This window comes from Enterobacter sp. Lyrl_3 (assembly GCF_051948675.1).
In the GTDB taxonomy this organism is placed as follows: Bacteria; Pseudomonadota; Gammaproteobacteria; order Enterobacterales; family Enterobacteriaceae; genus Enterobacter; species Enterobacter cloacae.
On sequence record NZ_JAYJLI010000006.1, the window covers coordinates 216,682 to 237,263 of the forward strand.

27 protein-coding genes and 1 tRNA gene are annotated in these 20,582 nt (G+C 52.1%); 22 read left to right on the forward strand and 6 right to left on the reverse strand.

Annotation, left to right across the window (positions count from 1 at the left end; all coding sequences use genetic code 11):
- Nucleotides 1-237 precede the first annotated feature (237 nt).
- Both ybcJ and folD read right to left on the reverse strand, forming a co-directional pair.
- Entirely contained in the window at nt 238-450 is a 213-nt protein-coding gene (ybcJ, locus tag VF709_RS14060; RefSeq protein ID WP_149896830.1) for a ribosome-associated protein YbcJ, read from the reverse strand.
- Nucleotide 451: 1 nt separating this feature from the next.
- Entirely contained in the window at nt 452-1,318 is an 867-nt protein-coding gene (gene folD, locus VF709_RS14065; RefSeq protein ID WP_013095929.1) for a bifunctional methylenetetrahydrofolate dehydrogenase/methenyltetrahydrofolate cyclohydrolase FolD, read from the reverse strand.
- A gap of 311 nt (nt 1,319-1,629) precedes the next feature.
- Between folD and fimA the strand changes: the two genes are divergently transcribed.
- From fimA to sfmF, 6 genes are all read left to right on the forward strand, one after another.
- Entirely contained in the window at nt 1,630-2,193 is a 564-nt protein-coding gene (fimA, locus tag VF709_RS14070; protein WP_013095930.1) for a type 1 fimbrial major subunit FimA, read from the forward strand.
- Nucleotides 2,194-2,261: 68 nt separating this feature from the next.
- Nucleotides 2,262-2,807: a type 1 fimbrial protein subunit FimI gene (gene fimI, locus VF709_RS14075; RefSeq protein WP_013095931.1), complete on the forward strand. Its 546-nt coding sequence runs from the start codon at nt 2,262-2,264 to the stop codon at nt 2,805-2,807.
- A 34-nt stretch (nt 2,808-2,841) separates the two neighbouring features.
- Nucleotides 2,842-3,534: a type 1 fimbria chaperone FimC gene (gene fimC / locus VF709_RS14080; protein ID WP_013095932.1), complete on the forward strand. Its 693-nt coding sequence runs from the start codon at nt 2,842-2,844 to the stop codon at nt 3,532-3,534.
- A gap of 14 nt (nt 3,535-3,548) precedes the next feature.
- Nucleotides 3,549-6,113: a fimbrial biogenesis usher protein gene (locus VF709_RS14085; RefSeq protein WP_013095933.1), complete on the forward strand. Its 2,565-nt coding sequence runs from the start codon at nt 3,549-3,551 to the stop codon at nt 6,111-6,113.
- A gap of 13 nt (nt 6,114-6,126) precedes the next feature.
- Entirely contained in the window at nt 6,127-7,131 is a 1,005-nt protein-coding gene (gene fimH, locus VF709_RS14090; protein ID WP_020685033.1) for a type 1 fimbria D-mannose specific adhesin FimH, read from the forward strand.
- Between the two features lie 9 nt (nt 7,132-7,140).
- Nucleotides 7,141-7,665, forward strand: coding sequence for a fimbria assembly protein (gene sfmF, locus VF709_RS14095; protein ID WP_013095935.1), 525 nt, complete (start codon nt 7,141-7,143; stop codon nt 7,663-7,665).
- Nucleotides 7,666-7,716: 51 nt separating this feature from the next.
- Here the strand turns inward: sfmF and fimZ are convergent, their stop codons facing one another.
- The 3 genes from fimZ to VF709_RS14110 all read right to left on the reverse strand — a co-directional run bounded on the left by fimZ (nt 7,717) and on the right by VF709_RS14110 (nt 10,600).
- Nucleotides 7,717-8,349 carry a fimbria biosynthesis transcriptional regulator FimZ gene (gene fimZ / locus VF709_RS14100; RefSeq protein WP_013095936.1) on the reverse strand — a complete coding sequence of 211 codons (633 nt, stop codon included), beginning with the start codon at nt 8,347-8,349 and terminating at the stop codon, nt 7,717-7,719.
- Between the two features lie 805 nt (nt 8,350-9,154).
- Nucleotides 9,155-9,877 carry a helix-turn-helix transcriptional regulator gene (locus VF709_RS14105; protein WP_023622262.1) on the reverse strand — a complete coding sequence of 241 codons (723 nt, stop codon included), beginning with the start codon at nt 9,875-9,877 and terminating at the stop codon, nt 9,155-9,157.
- A gap of 24 nt (nt 9,878-9,901) precedes the next feature.
- Complete coding sequence (locus VF709_RS14110; protein WP_038418832.1) at nt 9,902-10,600, reverse strand: EAL domain-containing protein; 699 nt, start codon at nt 10,598-10,600, stop codon at nt 9,902-9,904.
- Nucleotides 10,601-10,878: 278 nt separating this feature from the next.
- Between VF709_RS14110 and VF709_RS14115 the strand changes: the two genes are divergently transcribed.
- The 6 genes from VF709_RS14115 (at nt 10,879) to VF709_RS14140 (ending at nt 14,617) form a co-directional block, all read left to right on the forward strand.
- Nucleotides 10,879-10,955: transfer RNA gene (locus VF709_RS14115), tRNA-Arg, on the forward strand.
- Between the two features lie 165 nt (nt 10,956-11,120).
- The gene (locus VF709_RS14120; protein ID WP_440231782.1) at nt 11,121-12,308 is read left to right on the forward strand and encodes a tyrosine-type recombinase/integrase; all 1,188 of its coding nucleotides are present in this window, start codon (nt 11,121-11,123) and stop codon (nt 12,306-12,308) included.
- Nucleotides 12,309-12,648: 340 nt separating this feature from the next.
- Nucleotides 12,649-13,002: a hypothetical protein gene (locus tag VF709_RS14125; protein ID WP_440231783.1), complete on the forward strand. Its 354-nt coding sequence runs from the start codon at nt 12,649-12,651 to the stop codon at nt 13,000-13,002.
- An 18-nt stretch (nt 13,003-13,020) separates the two neighbouring features.
- On the forward strand, nt 13,021-13,479 hold the full coding sequence (locus tag VF709_RS14130) for a hypothetical protein (protein ID WP_440231785.1): 459 nt from the start codon (nt 13,021-13,023) through the stop codon (nt 13,477-13,479).
- 217 nt (nt 13,480-13,696) lie between these two features.
- Nucleotides 13,697-13,894, forward strand: a complete 198-nt coding sequence (locus VF709_RS14135; RefSeq protein WP_440231787.1) for a helix-turn-helix transcriptional regulator — start codon at nt 13,697-13,699, stop codon at nt 13,892-13,894.
- A 105-nt stretch (nt 13,895-13,999) separates the two neighbouring features.
- Entirely contained in the window at nt 14,000-14,617 is a 618-nt protein-coding gene (locus tag VF709_RS14140) for a BRO-N domain-containing protein (RefSeq protein ID WP_440231788.1), read from the forward strand.
- Nucleotides 14,618-14,831: 214 nt separating this feature from the next.
- On the opposite strand, the gene VF709_RS14145 is transcribed toward VF709_RS14140, so the two are convergent.
- The gene (locus tag VF709_RS14145; protein WP_440231789.1) at nt 14,832-15,017 is read right to left on the reverse strand and encodes a YlcI/YnfO family protein; all 186 of its coding nucleotides are present in this window, start codon (nt 15,015-15,017) and stop codon (nt 14,832-14,834) included.
- Nucleotides 15,018-15,207: 190 nt separating this feature from the next.
- Between VF709_RS14145 and VF709_RS14150 the strand changes: the two genes are divergently transcribed.
- The 10 genes from VF709_RS14150 to VF709_RS14195 all read left to right on the forward strand — a co-directional run.
- A complete protein-coding gene (locus tag VF709_RS14150; RefSeq protein ID WP_440231792.1) occupies nt 15,208-15,495 on the forward strand; it encodes a host cell division inhibitor Icd-like protein in 288 nt (95 codons plus the stop codon).
- Nucleotides 15,488-15,649, forward strand: a complete 162-nt coding sequence (locus VF709_RS14155) for a hypothetical protein (RefSeq protein WP_440231794.1) — start codon at nt 15,488-15,490, stop codon at nt 15,647-15,649. The genes VF709_RS14150 and VF709_RS14155 overlap by 8 nt, the downstream gene beginning before the upstream one ends.
- The gene (locus tag VF709_RS14160; protein WP_440231795.1) at nt 15,642-16,046 is read left to right on the forward strand and encodes a CHC2 zinc finger domain-containing protein; all 405 of its coding nucleotides are present in this window, start codon (nt 15,642-15,644) and stop codon (nt 16,044-16,046) included. Before VF709_RS14155 ends, VF709_RS14160 begins: the two co-directional genes overlap by 8 nt.
- The gene (locus VF709_RS14165) at nt 16,033-16,203 is read left to right on the forward strand and encodes a hypothetical protein (RefSeq protein WP_440231796.1); all 171 of its coding nucleotides are present in this window, start codon (nt 16,033-16,035) and stop codon (nt 16,201-16,203) included. The genes VF709_RS14160 and VF709_RS14165 overlap by 14 nt, the downstream gene beginning before the upstream one ends.
- The gene (locus VF709_RS14170; RefSeq protein WP_440231797.1) at nt 16,196-16,423 is read left to right on the forward strand and encodes a hypothetical protein; all 228 of its coding nucleotides are present in this window, start codon (nt 16,196-16,198) and stop codon (nt 16,421-16,423) included. Before VF709_RS14165 ends, VF709_RS14170 begins: the two co-directional genes overlap by 8 nt.
- The gene (locus VF709_RS14175; protein WP_440231800.1) at nt 16,416-17,165 is read left to right on the forward strand and encodes a hypothetical protein; all 750 of its coding nucleotides are present in this window, start codon (nt 16,416-16,418) and stop codon (nt 17,163-17,165) included. Before VF709_RS14170 ends, VF709_RS14175 begins: the two co-directional genes overlap by 8 nt.
- Nucleotides 17,162-17,467, forward strand: a complete 306-nt coding sequence (locus tag VF709_RS14180; RefSeq protein WP_440231801.1) for a hypothetical protein — start codon at nt 17,162-17,164, stop codon at nt 17,465-17,467. Before VF709_RS14175 ends, VF709_RS14180 begins: the two co-directional genes overlap by 4 nt.
- Nucleotides 17,468-17,523: 56 nt before the next feature.
- A complete protein-coding gene (locus VF709_RS14185) occupies nt 17,524-17,940 on the forward strand; it encodes a hypothetical protein (RefSeq protein WP_440231803.1) in 417 nt (138 codons plus the stop codon).
- On the forward strand, nt 17,933-18,580 hold the full coding sequence (locus tag VF709_RS14190; protein ID WP_440231805.1) for a hypothetical protein: 648 nt from the start codon (nt 17,933-17,935) through the stop codon (nt 18,578-18,580). The genes VF709_RS14185 and VF709_RS14190 overlap by 8 nt, the downstream gene beginning before the upstream one ends.
- 10 nt (nt 18,581-18,590) lie before the next feature.
- A partial coding sequence (locus VF709_RS14195) for a DUF927 domain-containing protein (protein WP_440231807.1) occupies nt 18,591-20,582 on the forward strand: 1,992 nt, incomplete at its 3' end.

The following is a 20,582-nucleotide window of genomic DNA, read 5'->3' on the forward strand; positions in this document are numbered from 1 at the left end:
GCTGATTTCCCCCGAGAAGCGCTTTTTTTGGCGCTGTTATTGTAAGTAGAACGTTTTAGTAGAACGTTCTACTTATCGTGGGCAAAGCGTGAAAAACGCGCAACACAATTTTCACTTTTCAACAGATGAAATAGTGATTATTTGAAGTTGATCGATAATTAACCTTGATGGGTGTGGGGGGATTTTTTTATCCCCTCTCCCGACCGGGAGAGGGTTAGGGTGAGGGCATCAGACGGCTCAGGCCGTAACGGTCACGCTCTGACCTTCAAAGCTGACGGTCTGACCGGCAACAATCTTGCAGCGCTTACGCGTTTCTACCACGCCGTCGACGAAAACCAGCCCGTCGGCAATGGCAATCTTGGCCTGCGCACCGCTCTCGCTCCAGCCTTCCAGCTTCAGCAGATCGCACAGCTCAACGTGTGAATGTTTACCTAATGAAAATGTCGCCATGTTACGCGTCCTCTACGTCGTGATACTCCTCGCATGCCTGCAAGGTATTCTGAATCAGGGTTGCTACGGTCATCGGGCCTACGCCGCCCGGTACCGGGGTAATGTAAGAGGCACGCGCTGCGGCGTCTTCGTAAACCACGTCGCCAACCACTTTGCCGTTTTCCAGACGGTTAATCCCGACGTCCACGACAATCGCCCCTTCCTTAATCCATTCCCCGGGAATGAAGCCCGGCTTACCGACCGCGACGATCAGCAGATCGGCATTCTCGACGTGATGACGCAGGTTTTTGGTGAAGCGGTGGGTCACGGTGGTGGTGCAACCGGCCAGCAGCAGCTCCATGCTCATCGGACGGCCCACGATGTTGGAGGCGCCAATCACTACGGCGTTCAGACCGTAGGTGTCGATGTTATAACGCTCCAGCAGCGTCACGATGCCGCGCGGGGTGCAGGGACGCAGGCGAGGCGCGCGCTGGCACAGACGGCCAACGTTATACGGGTGGAAACCGTCCACATCTTTATCCGGCGCGATACGCTCCAGTACCTTCACGTTGTCGATGCCTGCCGGCAGCGGCAGCTGGACCAGAATACCGTCGATCTCTTTATCGGCATTCAGGGTGTCAATAAGTTCCAGCAGTTCTGCTTCGGTGGTGGTTTCTGGCAAATCGTAAGAGCGGGAGACGAACCCCACCTCTTCACACGCTTTGCGTTTGCTGCCGACATAAATCTGCGATGCCGGGTTGCTACCAACCAGCACAACGGCAAGCCCTGGTGCGCGAAAACCAGCCGCTTTACGCGCCTTCACTTTTTCTGCGACCTCAGAGCGCACCTGCTGCGCAATCGTTTTACCGTCAATAATCTTTGCTGCCATCAGAGAGAAGATTCCGTCTGTAACGTTTGAAAGGGGGGATGGCCTGTATTTTGTCAGAAGCGAGCGCCGCTGTCAGTCACCCTTTGCGAGTTTTCCTCCGGCGGGCGTAAAGACCCTTCTCGGGTGATGGTCAATTTCTTAGGCAGGATTAGGATGTGACCTGGTAAAATGGCAGCGTTTTGACATATTTAAAAATAGTTTCCTGAGCTACTTTGTCTCCTCCGAAATAAGCTTTCAATTTTTTCAATTGAACGTATTTCTTATTCCCGAAAATTCGCGGGAAGGGTTATTTACATTTTAAAGGAATAGACATGAAACTCAGCAACATTGCTTCTACTGTTATTGCTTCACTGGCCCTGGTCGCGGGTGCCGCTCACGCTGCCGATCCGGTTACGCCAGTTTCCGTAAATGGCGGTACCGTGCATTTTAAAGGTGAACTGGTTAATGCTGCATGTTCAGTAAATACCGATTCTTCCGAGCAGACTGTTAATCTCGGTCAGTACCGTACCGCGAAATTCACCAAAGTGGGTGATACCACCACCAACATTCCATTCACCATCGAACTGAACGATTGCGATCCGCTGGTGGCGAAAACGGCTGCTGTGGCGTTCACCGGTCAGATCGACGCCACTGACAAAACCCTGCTGGCAGTGACTTCCGGTAGCAACGACAACACCGCGAAAGGTGTAGGTATCGAGATCCTCGACAGCAAATCCAGCGTTCTGACGCCAGACGGTGCCACCTTCTCTGCTGCGCAGAACCTGATCCAGGGCACCAACACCCTGAACTTCAGCGCGCGTTATAAAGCCACTGCTGCGACCACTGAACCAGGCCAGGCAAACGCTGACGCCACTTTCGTTATGAAATACGAATAATTCCTCCGTACAGGGATGTTTTGGCCTCAGGGATGAGGCCCGTCATACGCTCAGGCCAGGAACGAAGGATGACAAGGACAGGAACACTACTGCTGTTAACCCTTGCGATGGCTTCCCAGGCATTCGCCCATACGGTGGTGATTGACGGCGGCAAAGTACACCTCCGGGGTGAACTGGTGAACGGTGGCTGCGCCGTGGCGCCAGACAGCCAGAATATGCGCATCGATATGGGACAATACCGGACCAACTCGTTTTCCGGGGTGGGCAGTTTTTCCACCGTAAATGTGCCTTTTACCGTGCGGCTGCTGGATTGCAGCGTGGATGTCTCACGCACCGTCGGGATCCAGTTTCAGGGCATCACGCCCGCGGAAGACCCGCAGGTTTTTCTGGCGACATCGCGCCCCGGTGAAACACCCATCAGCAGCGGGGTGGGGCTGGCACTCTTTGACGAACAGCAGCGTCAGATAATCCCCAACGCCACCGCGGTCAGCTGGCTGCCCATTGATACCCGCGAGCTTGCGTTTCATTTTAGCGCCCGATATCGGGCTATTTCCGAACACCTTGTGCCAGGCAATATTCAGTCGGATGTCTGGTTTACGTTGATTTATCCATAACACCTGCGAACACATTATTAAAGGTACGGTTTTGATGAATACCCTAATTAAACCAGGACTGATTTTATCGTTTATTTTAATGATGGTTTCTGCAAGCGCGAATGCGTCCGGCGGTATTGCACTTGGAGCCACGCGCGTTATTTATCCGGCAGATGCTAAACAAACTTCACTGGCGATCACCAACAGTAACAAGCAAGAACGCTATTTAATTAACGCGTGGATCGAAAACGCAAACGGGCAAAAAGAAAAAACTTTTGCCGTCACGCCACCGCTGTTTGTCAGCGAGCCGGACAGCGAAAACACGCTGCGCATTATTTACGCCGGGCCTGCGTTGCCTGCCGATCGTGAATCGCTGTTTTACATGAACGTGAAAGCGATCCCGTCAGTGAACAAAGCCAAAACCGAAAACAACAACGTGCTGCAACTGGCCATCCTGTCGCGTATCAAGCTGTTTGTGCGCCCGAATAATCTGGCAATGCAGCCGGAAGAGGCGCTCTCTCAGCTGCGCTTTGAGCGCGTTGGCTCGCATCTGAAGATCAGCAACGCCTCACCGTATTACATCACGCTGGTCAATCTGAAGCTGGGCGGACAGACGCTGGATAACATCATGATTGCGCCAAAAAATTCGGCACAGCAGGCGCTGCCGGCTGGTGCGGGCGGTACGCTCTCCTGGCAGAGCGTCAATGACTACGGTGCCATTACTCCGGCGCGTAGCGTCAACCTGTGAGCAGAGTCAGGGCGATGAATAATCATCAATGGCGTTACTGCCCGGTTGCACTGGCGCTGATGGCAACGCTCTGGCCGCAGTCGGGCTGGAGCGAAAGCTACTTTAACCCGGCCTTTTTGTCCGACGATACCGCCAGCGTGGCGGATTTATCGCGTTTTGAACAAGGTCACCAGCAGGCACCCGGCGTGTATCGCGTGGATATCTGGCGTAACGATGAGTTTATCGCGACCCAGGACGTGCGCTTTGAGCAGGCCGACGATACGCCACCGGTGGCGGGCGGACTGGCGCCGTGCATCACACGTAAAATGCTGGAACGGTTTGGCGTTAACCTCGCCGCGTTTCCCGAGCTGGTAAAGGTGCAGGACGACACCTGTGTCCCGCTGGCGACAGCGATCCCCGGCAGCCTGGTCGCATTTAACTTCGCCTCGCAGCGTCTGAATATCAGCCTGCCGCAGGTGGCGATGCAGAACAGCGCCCGTGGCTATATTCCGCCTGAACAGTGGGATGAAGGGATCCCCGCCGCGTTGTTGAACTACAGCTTTACCGGCAACCGGGGAAGCGAGGATGACAGCTACTATCTGAACCTGCAGAGCGGGCTGAACTATGGCGCCTGGCGTTTACGCAATAACGGGGCCTGGCGTTATACGCAAAACAACGGCCAGCGGCACAGTAACTGGCAAAACATTGGCACCTGGGCGCAGCGCACCGTCATTCCGCTCAAAAGCGAGCTGGTGCTGGGCGACAGCAATACCGGCAATGATGTCTTTGACAGCGTCGGTTTCCGCGGCGGGCGGCTTTTCTCGTCCGACAGCATGTACCCGGACAGCCTGCAGGGCTACGCGCCAACCGTGCGCGGTATCGCCCGTACCCCGGCCAAAGTGGTTGTTCGCCAGAACGGCTATGTTATCTACCAGAGCTATGTCCAGCCTGGCGCGTTTGCCATTACCGATCTGAACCCTACCTCTTCAAGCGGCGATCTGGAAGTGACCGTAGAAGAGAAGGACGGCAGTCAGCAACGCTATACAGTGCCGTACTCCACCGTGCCGCTGTTGCAGCGTGAAGGTCGCTGGAAGTATGACCTCGTGGCCGGGGATTACCGCAGCGGTAACAGCGATCAGGACACGCCGTTCTTCACCCAGGGCACGCTGATTACCGGTCTGGCCAATGGTTACACGCTCTACGGCGGTACGCAGCTGGCGTCGCGCTATACCGCGGTGGCCATTGGCGCCGGGAAAAACCTCGGTGACTGGGGGGCGGTGTCGGTCGATATCACCCATGCCCGCAGCCAGCTGGCGGACGACAGCCGCCATGAGGGCCAGTCCCTGCGTTTCCTGTATGCAAAATCACTCAACGGATTCGGCACTAACTTCCAGCTGCTGGGCTATCGCTACTCCACGAAAGGGTTTTACACCCTGGATGATGTGGCCTGGCGTTCGATGGAAGGCTATCAATATGCCGACAGCAAGGATGATGACGGCGTGCCGGACGTGCAGAGCTATCACAACCTGACGTGGAACAAAAAAGGGCGCTTCCAGCTCAACATCTCTCAGTCGCTGGGTGATTACGGCTCAGTCTATGTCTCCGGCAGCGAGCAGACCTACTGGGGCACCAGCCAGTCGAACCTCTGGTATCAGCTCGGCTATGCCGGAGGTGTAAAAGGGATCAACTACTCCCTGTCATGGTCGTGGAACAAGTCCGTCGGGATAGAGGGCACGGACCGGATCGCGTCCTTTAACGTCTCGGTGCCGTTCAGCCTCTTTACCCGTCAGGGGTATCGCCGGGACAGCGCCATCGATCGCGCTTACGCCACGGCCTCAGCCAGCCGCAACAGCGACGGTGATACCAGCTGGCAAACCGGGGTCAGCGGCACCCTGCTGGAAGATCGCAACCTGAACTACAGCGTTACGCAGGGGCACACCAGCACCAACGGCTCAAGCGGTAGCGCCAGCGCAAACTGGCAGGCGACCTACGGCACGCTGGGGGTGGGCTACAACTACGCGCGCGATCAGCACGATCTCAACTGGCAGCTCTCCGGTGGGGTGGTGGGCCATGCCGACGGCGTCACCTTCAGCCAGCCGCTGGGCGACACTAACGTCCTGATCAAAGCGCCGGGAGCCTCGGGCGTCAGCGTGGAAAACCAGACCGGGGTGAAAACCGACTGGCGAGGCTACGCGGTCATGCCGTATGCCACCGTCTACCGCTATAACCGCGTGGCGCTGGATACCAACTCCATGAGTAACAACACCGACATCGAAAATAACGTCAGCAGCGTAGTACCGACCAAAGGTGCGCTGGTGCGCGCCAGCTTCGATACCCGTATCGGCGTGCGTGCCCTGCTGACCGTGACCCGCGGCAACCAGCCTGTGCCGTTTGGTGCCGTGGTCCGTGAAACCCAGAGCGGGGTCACCAGTATGGTGGGCGATGACGGGCAGATTTACCTGAGCGGGCTGCCGCTGGAAGGGGAGTTGCTTATTCAGTGGGGCAATGGGATGCAGTCCCAGTGTCGTGCGCACTATCGTTTATCGCCTGAAAGCCAAAACCAGGCCATTACCATGGCGGGGGCAAGCTGTGACCGTTAACAGGAACCCAAAGATGCGCAGTTTACGCAATGTGTTTAGCTTAGCGCTGCTCTGCAGCACGATGCCCGCTTGGGCGACGGTTTGCCAGAACGCCACGGGCGTGCCGAAGGATATCTCATACGATCTTTCAAACGTCTTTAACAGTTCCAATAACAAACCGGGGCAGATTGTGACCCTTGCGCAAAAATCCGGGCTGGTGGGCGTGAACGCCATTTGCCCTAAAGGAACAACCGGAAAGTCCACGATGCGTAGTTATGTCACCAGCCTGCCGATAACGACGGTAATTGATGGCTATAAGTATGTGAAGCTGAATGACTACCTTGATGGTGCAATGCAGATCCACGATGACTACGCGGGCACCTTCTATCCACCGTCAGACTACATTCAGATGGGGCAGCACCCTAACGTTCCGAACAACAAAGCGTTTCCTGTCACCGATTCGAAGCTGGTCTTTCGTCTGCGGGTCACACGGCGGTTTATCAACATGGTGGTGATCCCCCAGCAGACCATGTTCACCGTCTATGTCACCACCACGTCATCCGATCCGCTGAATACGCCGGTCTATACCATCAGCTACAGCGGCACCATTCAGGTACCACAAAGCTGTGCGATTAACGCCGGGCAGGTGGTGGAGTTTGATTTTGGTGATATTGGCGCGTCGTTGTTCAGCCAGGCGGGGGCCGGCAATCGTCCTCAGAACGTCTCACCACAAAGCAAAACCATTGCCATTAAGTGCACCAATGTGGAGGCCAATGCGTATCTGACGATGCGCATCGAGGCGGAAAAAATCTCGGGCAATGCGCTGGTTTCCGATAACCCGGATTTAGGGTTTGTCGTGGCGAACGATAGCGGTACGCCTCTGACGCCTAACAACCTGAACAGCAAAATTCCGTTCCGTCTGGATGACAGCGCGCAGGCGCAGGTGGGGATCCGGGTCTGGCCGGTGAGCATTACGGGGAATAAGCCAGCAGAAGGCCGGTTCACCTCTCGCGGCTATCTGCGCGTGGATTACGATTAAGGGGAAGAGATGGGGAACTGGAAATGGCCTTTCGCTGCGCTGGCCCTGACGATGTGTCAGGCAAACGCGTGGTCAGCCACAGCGCTGGGCGAGATCAATATTCAGATGTACGGCAATATCGTTGATTTTACCTGCGTGGCAGAGGGCAGCGACAGCGACAAGACCGTCACGCTGGGCACCTGGCCGACGAAGCAGCTCAGCACCACGGGGAGTCGCACGCAGCCCATGCCCTTTACGCTGAAGCTGACCGGCTGTCCGCCAGGCTCGGCATCAATTACGTTTTCCGGGAAAACTGACGGGAGCGACAGCGGATTGCTGGCGTTGAATGACGCCAGTACGGCGAATAACGTCGCGGTGGAGATCAGGGATGCGGATAAAACGCGTCTTGCGTTACAGCAGGCCAGCCAGCCGGTAGCGGTAGATGCGCAGGGTAATGCCGTGCTGTCTTTCTATGCTAATTATATTGCCACAGCGGATAACCCCCGACCCGGACGCGCCGATGCGGATGCCACATTTATGATTAATTATAATTAGCGCTGACCGCACTCCCTGCAACTCAGATAAACTGCAGGGAGTGAATTCAGGTTATAGCAGCTCGTGTGCCTTGGCGTAATCAATTAATTCCACAATGCTTTGCACACCGAGCTTGGAATAAATATTGGATTTGTGCGCGCTAATGGTTTTGTTGCTTAATAGCAGCTGTTCGGCAATTTCCTTATTCGATAAGCCATTCGCCAGATACCGCAGTACGGTGACCTCACGGTTCGATAATGGCATATCGGATGCCATCCCTTTCCCGGAGCCCAGGTGATTAATAAAGTTCAACGTTTCCGACGGGAAAAAAGAATAGCCCATCAGAATCATTTCCACGGCGTTGTAGATCTCACCTAAATCTTTTCGTTTACTGACAAACCCATTTGCCCCGGCGCGGATGGCACGGCCTGCGTAAAAGGACTCCGATTTGGAAGAGAGGAACAGGACCTTGATGTCTTTGTTTAAGTTTCTGATTCTTTTCAATAAAGCGAAGCCATCGGTGCCCGTAAGTTCAATGTCCAGGATCACCAGATCGATGGCGTGATTGCGGATACAGTCGAGAACTTCATGGCTGTCGCCAGACTTCAGTTTGACTGTGATATTTTTATTTTTCTGTAGCAGGACTTCTATCGACATTCTGACGATAGGATGTTCGTCCATAATGATAACGGATGCCGGTTTCATTTTTTATGCCTCAGATTGTTAAAAGCGTTATGCTGAGTTTGGTTCAAACTCTCGAAATGCCGGAAGGATAAATTTGCAGATCCTTATAGGGTGGTATTTCCCTGGAAAGAGCGAAAGCATCCTTGTTAACGTAGTGGTAATGTCATTGCCTCAGCGCGGTCATCTCATTTGGCTGGTGGCGGCAAAAAGGTTTTTCTTATTCATAATTGGTACGCGTCTTATTATACCGTGTAAGTTTTCTCCGAAAAGCCTGCAGATTAATTCATGATTATTGATTTGTATTATCTTCTGGATCTGAATGGCTATTTTTTTAAATTTAGCGGAAATGTCCTGTTATTCCATTTACCGCATCTTTTCATCTTTATGTAATAACAAAAAATAACAGATACCACTATATGTTGCAAAGTTGTTAATGAAATGACAGGGCAGTAAAACGTCTCACCTGCTGCTGAAATGGCGTGAATTTGCACAGATAGCGCGTCTCATCCTCATCCTGATACCTCTCCCCGATATCAGAAAAATACTATGCCGGAAGAGCAAAATCTTCTGCGGCCTTCGCTTTAAGCGCCAGGGGCGTGCAACCAAATTGCTTGTTTTTACATCATTATCATCCTGTTAACGGAACCATCAATCCCTTAACGCATGGATGAAAGTGCTGCGCTTTACTTATTCTTTAATATTTCACGTGGTTCAGAGTCAGAAATTAGGAATAGTTGTAATTTCGAGATTTATGTTAACGGTTAACATAAAATTAACATTTTCAGTAAGTAACTTCCTAAAGATCTTTAGGAAATAAGGGGTTAGGTTAAGAGTAAAACGGGCAGTCGGAGAGATTATTGAGAAGATGCAGCAGTTCCTGGCGATGGCTAAGCCCGAGCTTCACCAGAATGCAGCTCAGGCGATAGATAATGCGGCTGTAGGGGCGATTCTGCAGCAGGGCGATCTGACGTAGTGACTTCCCCCGCGACAGCTCCTGTAAAATGGGCCACTCGCCGCGAGAGAACCACTCTTTACTGGAGCCCTGTGGAGGGCTAATGTCCATCAGGCTGTGCTGGAGTGCCGCCGCCGTTGACTGGCGTTCAAGGACATGAAACGGCCCCGCCGCTTTACAGAACAGACGGGTGTCGTAATTATCCGCCCTGACCAACAGATACGGCGTGAGAAAGGGCGGATACAGGCTGTGTCTTCTCAACTGATCCAGCTTTTCCATAAGCGCCGTGGTGCGGCTTTCAATATCTACCACCAGACGGGCTGCAGGCCACTGATTCAACGCCTGAAAAGCTTCGTCCAGCGTCGGGTAGTCGCTACAGCTGCTCAGGGGAAACTGGCCGTTCAGAAAACCGGTGCGCAGGAAATGATCTTCCGTGACCAGAATAATAAAGGGCGCGTCGGTTTTGCGATGTTGGTGGATGGACTGGCTCAAAAATTCGAGCCGGTCGAAAAAGGGGGGAGCAAAAGGCGAGTGCGTAAATCCCAGTGCATCACTTCCTGTACGCCGCCGCCGGTAACGGCGCACTGTCATTCGCATGGCTTCCCTCCTGGAAATGGCTTTTTATTCCTCCGGCCATGTCCAGGACGGCCAGTAGTACCCCTGGCCGAGTCCTGCTCCTGCCTGTCGTGCCCGGTTATGATCCTTTTCAGTCTCAATACCTTCAATAAGCACGTTGTCGGCAAGCTGAAAGCAACGTGTTACCAGTTGCCCGAGCGCAGGGGTGGCGCGTAAACGCCAGAATGCTTCCTTGTCGATTTTTATGCCGGTTAACGGCAGCCGGCAGGACAAAAACGGTTGGACGATCGCTTCATCAATATCATCCAGCCAGATACCGTGGCCTTGTCTTCTGAGCTGCAGCAGGCGCTGGTGAACGTCCTGCCGTTTTGTGTCAGACAGCGCCAGAAAGCGTGCCGGGTCGACAATTTCTATATTCAGCGGTGCGGCAGGCAGCCGGAGAAGCCGCTGAAAGGCGTCCGGCTGCGTTAATACGGTTATCGGCAGATTGACGTAAAGATTATGACAGTGCGGGGTATTTTTTAGCGCGACAAGTTGCGCTTCAAGCAGCGTAAGTGACCACTCCGCAGACCGATCGTTGAAAAATGCTTCGCTTTGCTCTCTTGCTGACAGAACGCTCAACACTTCCACCCCAACCTGGCGCTGCGAGGAGAGGGCGATGATAGGCTCAAGTTTGATGCCCGCGATACCGTGAGAGAGGTGCTGTAAGCTGGGGGACGTATCGATCAGGTTTTGCGCTGTCACTCCATTGTCCTGTTGTCTGTCAGCCTCCAGGCGGCCGGGATACCTCACACTAGTGTGACGAGCTGACGCTCAGGAAAACAGCAGGCGTTACTTAAATGCAGCTAAGCCTTTTCGCAGCGCTAAATTCTACGAAAGAAAAGCCGGGAATGTTGAAAAAACAGCCATATTTACAATCAGCTAACCCTAATCGGGGGTGAAAACGGAAAAGGCATTGACTCACCTGCCATTGACCGTATAATTCTTCGCGTTTCACCACCGCGAAGTTCACTCTTCTCAGTGCGCCCTTAGCTCAGTTGGATAGAGCAACGGCCTTCTAAGCCGTAGGTCGTAGGTTCGAATCCTACAGGGCGTGCCATTTAAACCTCTCTCAACATCTTTCAAAGTCTACAAAATCCAGTGTTTACAGGCGGTTCAGCTGAATTTTATTATCCCAACGTCTAGTATCATCTATTGAAATCTACGCTCAGAAGGGGGTACATTCGGGGGTATCTATAGGTTCAATGAAGCGAGATACCCCCAAATGAAGTTAACGGCACGCCAGATCAGCACAGCTAAGCCTCAAGACAAACCCTATAAACTGGCGGATGGTGGTGGTCTGTACCTGCTAGTTAACCCGAATGGTTCCCGATACTGGCGTCTGAAATACCGCCTTGCAGGAAAAGAAAAGCTCCTTTCTATTGGCGTCTTTCCGGATATAACCCTCGCTGAGGCAAGAGAAAAGCGAAATGAAGCGAAGCGATTACTTGCTAATGGTGAAGATCCGTCTGAGGTTAAGCAGGCGGAGAAGCAAGCCAAAATACTCGCGGTAAATAACAGTTTTGAGTCTCTTGCACTTGAATGGCATGAACATAAGAAACCGAACTGGTCTTCTGGTTATTCTGACGACATTCTCGAATATCTGCGCAAGGATATATTTCCGTATATTGGCAAGAGAGCAATTACTGAAATCAAACCGATGGACATGCTGTCGGTATTGCGAAAGATGGAAGAGCGGGGTGTACTGGATAAGCTAAAGAAAACCCGCCAGGCATGCCGGCAGATATTTACCTACGCGATTATTACTGGCAGGGCAGAGGTTAACCCAGTGACTGATCTGGCTGGTGCACTTAAATCCCCGAAACAAAATCACTTCCCGCACCTCCTCCCCACTGAACTTGGTCCATTTATTCATGCAGTAAACGCCTATAGTGGCAGTAAAGTGACTCGCATGGCGACACTGCTGCTCATGTATACCAGTGTCAGAACAATCGAGTTACGGGCCGCAGAATGGGCTGAATTCGATTTTAAGGCCGATTTGTGGCTCATACCAAAAGAACGCATGAAGATGCGTCGCCCGCACCTTGTACCGCTTTCTATGCAGGTTAAATCGCTTCTTTTAGAGCTGAAATCGATCACCGGTTGGGGGAAATATGTCTTCCCTGGACGTAACGATGCACACAAGCCAATGAGTGAGGCCAGCATAAACCAGGTGATTAAGCGCATAGGTTATGGTGGGAAGGCTACAGGGCATGGTTTCAGGCACACAATGAGCACTGTGCTACACGAGAAAGGCTTCAATTCTGCATGGATTGAGACGCAGCTGGCGCATGCTGACCGGAATACCATTCGCGGGACTTACAACCATGCTCAGTACCTTGATGGGCGGCGCGAAATGCTCCAGTGGTATGCGGACTACCTGGATGAGTTGGCTGGAAAAGTGGTGTGTTAACCTGTTGCCTTCATGTGTGATGAAAAGTAGTTGTTCCAGTTGTTCCAGTTGTTCCATATGTATGTTTATAAAGATAACTTATTGTTTTTATTTATATGCATGCTTTTAATCTGGAACAACTCTGGAACAACTTTCTGCTATTTTGGAACAACTGCACGAACGTGATTTTGTATCATAGCTGTCAATTGACTGTTTATGCATACAGCTACCCTAGACATGTATACCTCAGTAGACGATAATTCCCCCAAAGAAAATGGCTATGTCTAGGCTTATCTGCGAAAACCCGTTCACCTCTGCGGGCTGGCACAGCCACCAACATCAGGGGACGCGAGGTGACGTTATGTTAGACATCGCTGAAGTGCTCAAAGCGCGCGAGAGTGAGTTTGTTAGTCTGAGAGAGTTAGTAACGCGTATTCATTTACATCAACCACATGTCAGCGAGACCCAAATTGCAGATTTTCTTTATATCCAAGAGTCCAATGGTGATCTTCCCGAATGGGTTAAACAAGGCATAGCTGGAACAATTGAGCCTACAGATACTGGCAACCATTATGATGGCGACCCTTCTTTAATATCTCTTCTCAAAGCTATACGTGAAGAAGGATATATGCCTGAAGTGAAACCTACGCTCCAGACGGCTCCGCCTGCTGTGAGCCAACCTCCGATGGATTTTGACGATGACATTCCATTTTGACGAAGAATTAAGGAGAGAATGATGGCCGGTTGGGGAAGCACGGATCATTGGTCAGCGCCACATTTTGATGTTTATGGTTTTAGGCGCTCAGATTTAGAGGCATTAGCAGAAAAGCTGAGCATGGATTTGTCTATTCCATTAGATAAAATAACGCCAAGCATTCCAGAAACTACGGATAGTAAACCCTTGAGCGATGCTGATGTTGAAATGTTACGCATGGAAATTGATTCGCTTAAAAGGCAAGTTCGTAAGCTTGAAAGCGAACGTCCAATTCTCATAAAAAAATACAGAGAGGACGATCCACTTTATCTGGCCATACAAATAAGAAATAAAGAGTGGTCAAAATATGACCATGAAAACGATAGAGCTACACGTGCAAATCAAGCTTCCATCAAGCAAGAGTTGGAGGGGATGGGATTCACCAGTCGTCAAGCCGAATCTATTGAGCTAGTCGCTTGCCCTATTAAACGAGGGTGAGAGTCCTACCCTCAGGGTTATTTTAGCTTAGTCGCTCTACCCCTGAGGGTACTTTCGTTGGAACCCTCAGGGTAACTGAGCTTCAAACTGAAAAAACACTCCAAACCTTCAGGGTAATTTATTCTTTAATACCCATCATGCTTGAGGGTATGAAAAAAAACATGTTTTTCATGCCATCATTTATCTCGTAAACCGCAATAGACGTTACGAGGTAAATATGTCGCAATCATTTATTCGTCTTTCCGAAGTCCAGCGCCGCACTGGTTACAGCAAAGCCTGGCTCTATCGCCTTATGAGTCAGGGGAAATTCCCTTCGTCTGTCAAAATTGGTTCCCGTGCCATAGCCTTTGTTGAAAGTGAAGTTGATGACTGGATTAGCCAGCGCATCGAAGAATCGCGCAAGGAGGTTGCCTGATAAAGAACACCCTATGTGCATTTGTTGCGTGTCGTTGCATTCACATCTGATTAAGATCTGGTTGTCGCGACAGTCATCAAACTAATTAACGTCAGGTAAATAACCATGAATAAATTAAGTGCCCTCTCCGGGCAGGGACTCGCTCACTCTGAAATCGGCCAGAATATTAATTGCCGCGAGCTGAAGTTTCATGACCAGGTGGTAATTCCGTTTGACAATGGCGACGGAAAAATCTGGTTCACAGCAAAACAGGCCGCAGGACTTTTGGGCTATGCACAGGTCAAGGCCATTACTAACCTGTACAACAGGAATAAAGATGAGTTTACCGAAGGGATGTCAAAGGTCATCACATTGATGACCAATGGGATAAACAATAACTTACGTAGAAAAAAGGTGCGAGTCTTCTCTCCACGTGGACTCCATTTGTTGGGGTTCCTTGCTGACACTCAGGTTGCCAAAGAGGTCAGAAGGTGGGCTCTTGATCTCATTGAAAAAGACAATTCAGTTCCTCAGCTGGATGTTCATCACACGATTGAACAGATGCGAAATATTGTTGCAGCAGCCTGGAAGGCTTCAGATGAGGATTCTTCTGATGCCGGCCGCCGTCTTCGTAAGCGCCAGGATGATTTGCCGGAACTGGTTAAGGCACAAAAACTGGTGAATGAAATTGGTCAGATACCATTCGAGTTGATCGGTGGCGGGAAAGGCGAGGTATCAGTATGAGCGACTTTACTGGCAGTACACCCCGTGCGTACAAAGAAAAAGGCAACGCTGCGAACGTTGCCTTTGGAAACCAGATCGATCACTGGTCAGGATTTTCCTTCGATTTTTTGCGCTGCCGCAGCCTGAGTTGCTTCAGTACAGACTTTGGCAGGACTTGCTCTGGCTTTTTCTCTACCTCTGCCGGTGGAGAGCCATTGGGTTCTTTTACCATGTGTCAGTCCGCCGAATCAACGCTGGGTTTCTTTCGTTTTCGACGTTTGATCTCCCCTTCCAATGCAGTAACGATGAACTGGGCTGTACTTTCGCCTTCCTCTTTAGCTGATTCAACAGCTTGTGCAACTTCGTGTGGAACGCGGGCGCTCATCTTTTGTGACTTGTTATTGATGTTGTTTGGCGGCATTACTGATCTCCATCTCTATTGGTGGGTGCCAGTATACACAAAAAATAATTTTGAAAAAGAGTTGTTGTGGGTGCCACTTTGTGTTTATAGTGGGTGCCAGTTGAGTGTTGCAGCGCTCAATGATAGCGAAGCTCCAGCGGATTGCAGTCCATCTGGAGCCTCTAACCACAACGTTAATCGGAGTAACATTATGGCATGTTCACATGATACCCAAACTCGCCCTGCATTTGTATATCTGTTTCTGGGCACCCCGCTAGATAAACCTAACGCCACCCCCGTTGTGCTGCGAGCTGGAGCAGCTACCGAAGAACTGGCGCGTGCACTTTTCCCTGGCTGGAAGTTGGTATTTGCCGCGCAAATCCTCACCAAAGCACCTTGCCGCCTTGAGTTGTTTGATGGCGGTGACCATTTTTCGTTGTTTTTCGAGCAACGCTTCGACACCTGCACCTCCGGTGTTCAGGAGGTGGCGCATGGCTGAACTCACCAGAAATGACGCACTGATTGAAATTGAAGCACTGGCTCGTGCTGCTCAGTTTCTTACTGATACCCCAGATCGTACTGAGCTGGCGGAGATCCTGATGTCGCAGATTGAAGAGGTCGCTAAAAAAGCGCAGGAGGCCGGGAATGAGTGACATCCTGAAAATCATCGGTAAGCACGTTCAGCTTGAACGTCAGGGCAAAAACTACGTCGGTCTGTGCCCGCTCCATAACGAGAAAACGCCGTCTTTCACGGTTGATCCTTCGGCGCAGACGTTCTGCTGTCTGGGTTGTGGTACGCAGGGTGATGCCGAAGAGTTTACAAAACAGATGCTGATGAAAGGACTTACCGCAGTACTGAACGTAAATCTGCATGTAGCTCCTGACTTCACTGGTCGCGTTGTTGTTCAGCTTACAGAAGGTCGCCATGTGTGTGACTACCCGCTGGTGAATGGTGAGCATATTGCAACTCTGCCGTCATTTCTGGAAATGGCTCAACGGGCTGGCTGGTCTGTCACCTCTGAACAGGGGGTATGCAATGCGCAACGTTAAGGTTCTGGACGCGATAAATGCTATGGGGAAAATTCAGGCGCTGGCTGCTGCTGCCGGTTACCTCGTTTCCAGCGAAAGAGAAGAGCAAATTTGTTTTGAGCTTATCGACCTGATCGAGGAGATCGCTCGCGAAGTAGTGGAGGCCGACAATGGATAAACCACACATTTATCGTACAGAAGGCGATGTGTTGCTCAATCTTCAACGGTCGCTGGATCTGATGAATTGTGCAACCCGCATTCTCGGTTCCGGTGAAAAGAATTTGCAGATGTACGTGATATCACTTGTCGATATTGCAGCCCATCTGACGCAGGAATCAACAAACGCTTTGGATCTTGGCGATCAGACTGAAAATGAACACGAGGTGTGCAATGGCTGATAAAACTGAACTGATGGCGGGCGGTATCCTGGATAAGGGTGCTGATTATATCGACTCGCAGGAACTGCTAGTGATGGTTAATGAAGCGCGCAAAGAGTGCGGGCAGAAACCGATTCGTAATAATGATTTTGTTGCCCGCATTAAAGATGAGCTTGCCGGGGAGGCTTACGAAACTTTCGTAACCCCCATGGATAGCAAAAAAGGTGGCGCGGATCAGGAAGTCATCGGGATGCGATATAAGCAGGCTCTCCGCGTTGCTGCCCGTGAGTCAAAAGCGGTACGCCGTGGCCTGGTCGACAAGCTGGAAGCGCGTTACCAGCCTGCCCCCGTGCAGCGTGAACTGTCCACGATGGAAATCCTCCAGATTGCGATGGCGTCAGAGCAGGGGCGCCTGGCAGAGAAAGCCCGTGCTGATGAAGCTGAGCGAACAAAAGCACAAATCAGCCGGAAACGCGAAGCCTCTGCTCTTGGAAAACTCAGCGCCGCAACCCGTCGATGCCGGGATCTGGAAGAGCAGCTCGGCGAAAGCGAAAAACATGCAACCATCACCAGAATTGAGAAGGCAACCAGCCGGAAGGGAGCATTTAAATTCGCACCATTACGCCGCTGGTGTCGGGACAATGGTGTTGAGGCCAGGGATGTGCCGGATGAACGTTATGGCAGCGTTAAGTCCTGGCCTGCTGGCGCATGGCTGGAGGTTTACGGTATTGACCTTAAAAAGCTGGCAGGAGGGAAAGTATGAGTAATATCGAACAACTGCTTACCCGCTGCGATTTGGGTAAAGAGGATGATGAATCACTGACGGCGATCCGCATGCATTCCGAAGGTGCTTACGAGGGCATCATGTCCGGACTGGGGTCTGTCGGCAATATCGTGTTCTGGGCCTGCGATAACAAAAACTACACCGATGATATGGCGCGGGAGGATTTGCATAATCTGGGTGAAATGCTGATGTATTTACCGGGTATCGCACAGGCGCTGAAAATTAACGCTGATGAGGCAGACTTTAATATTAGTGAGCGCAGGCGAAAGTCCGGTAGATAGTTTCTATATTATCAGTTAACGCTTATCCATAAATTAACGGCCATCAGGTCGGGGGATTGCTCGCCCTGATGGCAGGGAAAACAATAATTATGAGCCAGTCAAATAATTCTCTTGAATTAAACCGAAAGCATATCGCTGATGCTTTTATCCATTATTGCCGCCTGCGTAACAGCGGTTCCGCAGTTCTTAATCTCATGGTGAAAAAACAGGTAGTGGCGCTGGATAACCTTACTGAGAGGGCTGTTGCCAGCTGCCTTATCAACAGCATGGAGCTCCAGTGTTTCCGTAAGTTCGGCCGGGAGAAAGGCGTGAAGATGCTGGCGGAGACCTATGCCGGGATGCTTAGCAAGGATAACACTCGCCTCACCTCCGATGGTGTGGAGTTTATGAATGAAGTGATGAAAGAAGCGGTGACCTCCGCACTGGAAAACCCGAAAGATAATAACTTTGGACTGGAGATTTATCATGCGTAAAACAGATGGTAATTATTTTTCGGGCTGCGACAACCAGACAGATAAATATATCCTGATGAATCGTCTGGAAGCAGAAAAAAACTTTGTTCTTTATTTCCACAGTCAGCAAAACGGAGCCGATGCGGTCGTTCCGGAAACTGATATTCAGAAACTCGATAGCGGAGAGTATGACAACGATTTAGTGGAGGGGTTGCGTCTTGTCGCCGCCATCTGGCATGGCATGCACACCGGGTGTCTGGTCGTGACGGATGAACAAAATCTTGTGCTCTGGCGCTGGGTTGTGGCTGCTGTTTATATTTGCGAAATGTTTGATACCCACGGTGCCGTCGAAGTGAAAAATGAGCAGGGAGAGCCGGAGGACGTCGCCATTTATAGCGGTGAACAGGGCGGCATTGTCATTTACCCGTGGTCGGAACGTTTCGCCCTGGCAAGCCATGTTGAGGGACTGGCATATGAAATGTTCCCTGCGAATAAAGCGACGGAAATGGCGATGGCAATTTACCGGAGCATGATCGACATCAGTTCTGTCACAGGCATCGATATGTCCGAAGAGGGGCTTAAAGGTATGGCGCTTCTTCACGACAGCTTTATTGAAACGCTCAAAACGGAAGGCATTCCGGCAGCACCAGTGGCTCACTGAGGGGTAGATGATGAAGAACGCACCGAACCTGAACAAACTGCCGCCAGATCCGTTTACCGAGGCAATTATCTTTGCCGGGGAAAAGGCATGGACCTTCGCTGAGGACTGGCAGCGCCACAATACAATCGGCGACACGATCCCTCCGGTTTATCTCGGTAAAAAGCAGCTCGATGAACTGCATAATCTGAACATCGTTGACGCCGATCGGCGCTATGTCCGGGTCTACCGGGCCGGGGCAATATCCGAAAAGCACCTCAGCCTTATCGCCACGAAGCTTGCGCTGGCCGGTGTGCAGGAGGCTCGCTTTTATTCCGAAAGCCAGGAGATGCTGGAGGACTGGACGGCGCGACTGCCTTCACTAAAGGCAGATGCTGAGGAGGGGAATAGCGTGGTGGTCTCTCTGCCTGTCAAAGGGAAAAAACACCAGTCTGTGACCGATGATGATCTGAAACCCCGGATTGAGAGCCGCGATGACGGGGTGTACTGGGTTACACCAAAAGTGGACAAGGAAAGCGGTGGAGTGACTCTCAATGAGAGCTGGCTATGCTCCCCCCTGGACGTGATGAGCATCGGCTCAGACGGCAAGGACCGTTATCTGATCCTGCGCTGGCAGCCAGAAGGGGAAGAAATGCCGGTCATCCGCGCCATTCCGCAGGCAGATATTGGCGAGCGGGAGGGCTGGCGCACCCTTAAGGGCGGCGGGGTCAACGTCACCACAAAAAGTAACCTGCGGGCTACCCTGGCCGACTGGATGCAGAGGAGCGGCAGCGGGCAGCTGTGGCGCATCGCTCATGCCACTGGCTGGCAGTGCGGTGCCTACATTATGCCGGATGGTGAAATTATCGGAAAACCTGAACACCCTGTGCTCTTCAATGGACGCAGTTCTGCCGCAGCGGGCTACACCATGAAAGGGGACACTGAGAGCTGGCGTAACAGCGTGGCGCGCCTTGCCAGCGGCAACTATTCCATGATGACAGCCATGGCGGCATCGCTGGCAGCACCGCTTATTGGTCTTACTGGTGCCGACGGTTTCGGTATTCACTTTTACGAGCAGTCAAGCGCCGGGAAAACCACAACAGCAAACGTGGCTTCCAGCCTGTATGGCAACCCCGATATGTTGCGCCTGACCTGGTACGGAACAGCGCTGGGGCTGGCGAACGAGGCGGCGGCACACAATGATGCGCTAATGCCGCTGGACGAAATCGGGCAGGGCGCTGATCCCGTTGAGGTGTGGAAGTCCGCCTATGCACTGTTCAACGGCACCGGGAAGCTGCAGGGGGCCAAAGAGGGTGGGAACCGTGAGCTGAAGCGCTGGCGTACCGTTGCCATCAGTACCGGCGAAGTTGATATGGAAACGTTTGTCGCCGGCGCCGGGCGAAAGGCCAAGGCCGGACAGCTGGTACGCTTGCTGAACATCCCGATGAGCAGGGCCGTACGGTTCCACGATTATGAAAACGGAAAGCAGCATGCCGATGCCCTGAAGGACGCGTATCAGAATAATCATGGTGTCGCCGGGCGGGAATGGATCCGCTGGCTTGCTGAGCATCGCGATGAAGCCGTTGCCGCGGTACGTTCGGCAGAAGAGCGCTGGCGGAATCTGATCCCGGCTGATTATGGTGAGCAGGTTCACCGTGTTGGCTCGCGGTTTGCCATTCTGGAAGCTGCCCTGTTGCTGGGCAGGGTGATCACCGGCTGGGATGAGCAGACCTGTCGTGATGCGCTGCAGCACAGCTATAACGCCTGGATTGGCGTGTTCGGCACTGGCAATAAAGAAATTGAGCAGATCATAGAGCAGGCGGTGCAGTTCCTCAGCACCTTCGGTATGCGACGGTTTGCCCCATTACCCTATGACGAGCAAAGCCTGCCAATAAGTGAGCTGGCGGGTTACCGGAATAAGGGTAGTCACGAGGATGATCCGCTGCTGTTCTATGTGTTGCCCGGCGTATTCAAGTCTGAGGTGGCGAAGGGATTCGACAGCGGCCAGTTTGCCCGCGCGTTATGC

What these genes read in the sequence shown, in the direction of transcription:
- VF709_RS14160 (WP_440231795.1), top strand. Translation starts at nt 15,642, where the DNA reads ATGAGTGACATCCTGAAAATCATCGGTAAGCACGTTCAGCTTGAACGT.
- VF709_RS14085 (WP_013095933.1), top strand. Translation starts at nt 3,549, where the DNA reads ATGAATAATCATCAATGGCGTTACTGCCCGGTTGCACTGGCGCTGATG.
- VF709_RS14155 (WP_440231794.1), top strand. Translation starts at nt 15,488, where the DNA reads ATGGCTGAACTCACCAGAAATGACGCACTGATTGAAATTGAAGCACTG.
- VF709_RS14165 (WP_440231796.1), top strand. Translation starts at nt 16,033, where the DNA reads ATGCGCAACGTTAAGGTTCTGGACGCGATAAATGCTATGGGGAAAATT.
- VF709_RS14150 (WP_440231792.1), top strand. Translation starts at nt 15,208, where the DNA reads ATGGCATGTTCACATGATACCCAAACTCGCCCTGCATTTGTATATCTG.
- VF709_RS14135 (WP_440231787.1), top strand. Translation starts at nt 13,697, where the DNA reads ATGTCGCAATCATTTATTCGTCTTTCCGAAGTCCAGCGCCGCACTGGT.
- folD (WP_013095929.1), bottom strand. Translation starts at nt 1,318, where the DNA reads ATGGCAGCAAAGATTATTGACGGTAAAACGATTGCGCAGCAGGTGCGC.
- VF709_RS14180 (WP_440231801.1), top strand. Translation starts at nt 17,162, where the DNA reads ATGAGTAATATCGAACAACTGCTTACCCGCTGCGATTTGGGTAAAGAG.
- fimH (WP_020685033.1), top strand. Translation starts at nt 6,127, where the DNA reads ATGCGCAGTTTACGCAATGTGTTTAGCTTAGCGCTGCTCTGCAGCACG.
- fimC (WP_013095932.1), top strand. Translation starts at nt 2,842, where the DNA reads ATGAATACCCTAATTAAACCAGGACTGATTTTATCGTTTATTTTAATG.
- sfmF (WP_013095935.1), top strand. Translation starts at nt 7,141, where the DNA reads ATGGGGAACTGGAAATGGCCTTTCGCTGCGCTGGCCCTGACGATGTGT.
- VF709_RS14120 (WP_440231782.1), top strand. Translation starts at nt 11,121, where the DNA reads ATGAAGTTAACGGCACGCCAGATCAGCACAGCTAAGCCTCAAGACAAA.
- VF709_RS14190 (WP_440231805.1), top strand. Translation starts at nt 17,933, where the DNA reads ATGCGTAAAACAGATGGTAATTATTTTTCGGGCTGCGACAACCAGACA.
- fimI (WP_013095931.1), top strand. Translation starts at nt 2,262, where the DNA reads ATGACAAGGACAGGAACACTACTGCTGTTAACCCTTGCGATGGCTTCC.
- VF709_RS14145 (WP_440231789.1), bottom strand. Translation starts at nt 15,017, where the DNA reads ATGCCGCCAAACAACATCAATAACAAGTCACAAAAGATGAGCGCCCGC.
- VF709_RS14130 (WP_440231785.1), top strand. Translation starts at nt 13,021, where the DNA reads ATGATGGCCGGTTGGGGAAGCACGGATCATTGGTCAGCGCCACATTTT.
- ybcJ (WP_149896830.1), bottom strand. Translation starts at nt 450, where the DNA reads ATGGCGACATTTTCATTAGGTAAACATTCACACGTTGAGCTGTGCGAT.
- fimA (WP_013095930.1), top strand. Translation starts at nt 1,630, where the DNA reads ATGAAACTCAGCAACATTGCTTCTACTGTTATTGCTTCACTGGCCCTG.
- fimZ (WP_013095936.1), bottom strand. Translation starts at nt 8,349, where the DNA reads ATGAAACCGGCATCCGTTATCATTATGGACGAACATCCTATCGTCAGA.
- VF709_RS14105 (WP_023622262.1), bottom strand. Translation starts at nt 9,877, where the DNA reads ATGCGAATGACAGTGCGCCGTTACCGGCGGCGGCGTACAGGAAGTGAT.
- VF709_RS14140 (WP_440231788.1), top strand. Translation starts at nt 14,000, where the DNA reads ATGAATAAATTAAGTGCCCTCTCCGGGCAGGGACTCGCTCACTCTGAA.
- VF709_RS14125 (WP_440231783.1), top strand. Translation starts at nt 12,649, where the DNA reads ATGTTAGACATCGCTGAAGTGCTCAAAGCGCGCGAGAGTGAGTTTGTT.
- VF709_RS14175 (WP_440231800.1), top strand. Translation starts at nt 16,416, where the DNA reads ATGGCTGATAAAACTGAACTGATGGCGGGCGGTATCCTGGATAAGGGT.
- VF709_RS14170 (WP_440231797.1), top strand. Translation starts at nt 16,196, where the DNA reads ATGGATAAACCACACATTTATCGTACAGAAGGCGATGTGTTGCTCAAT.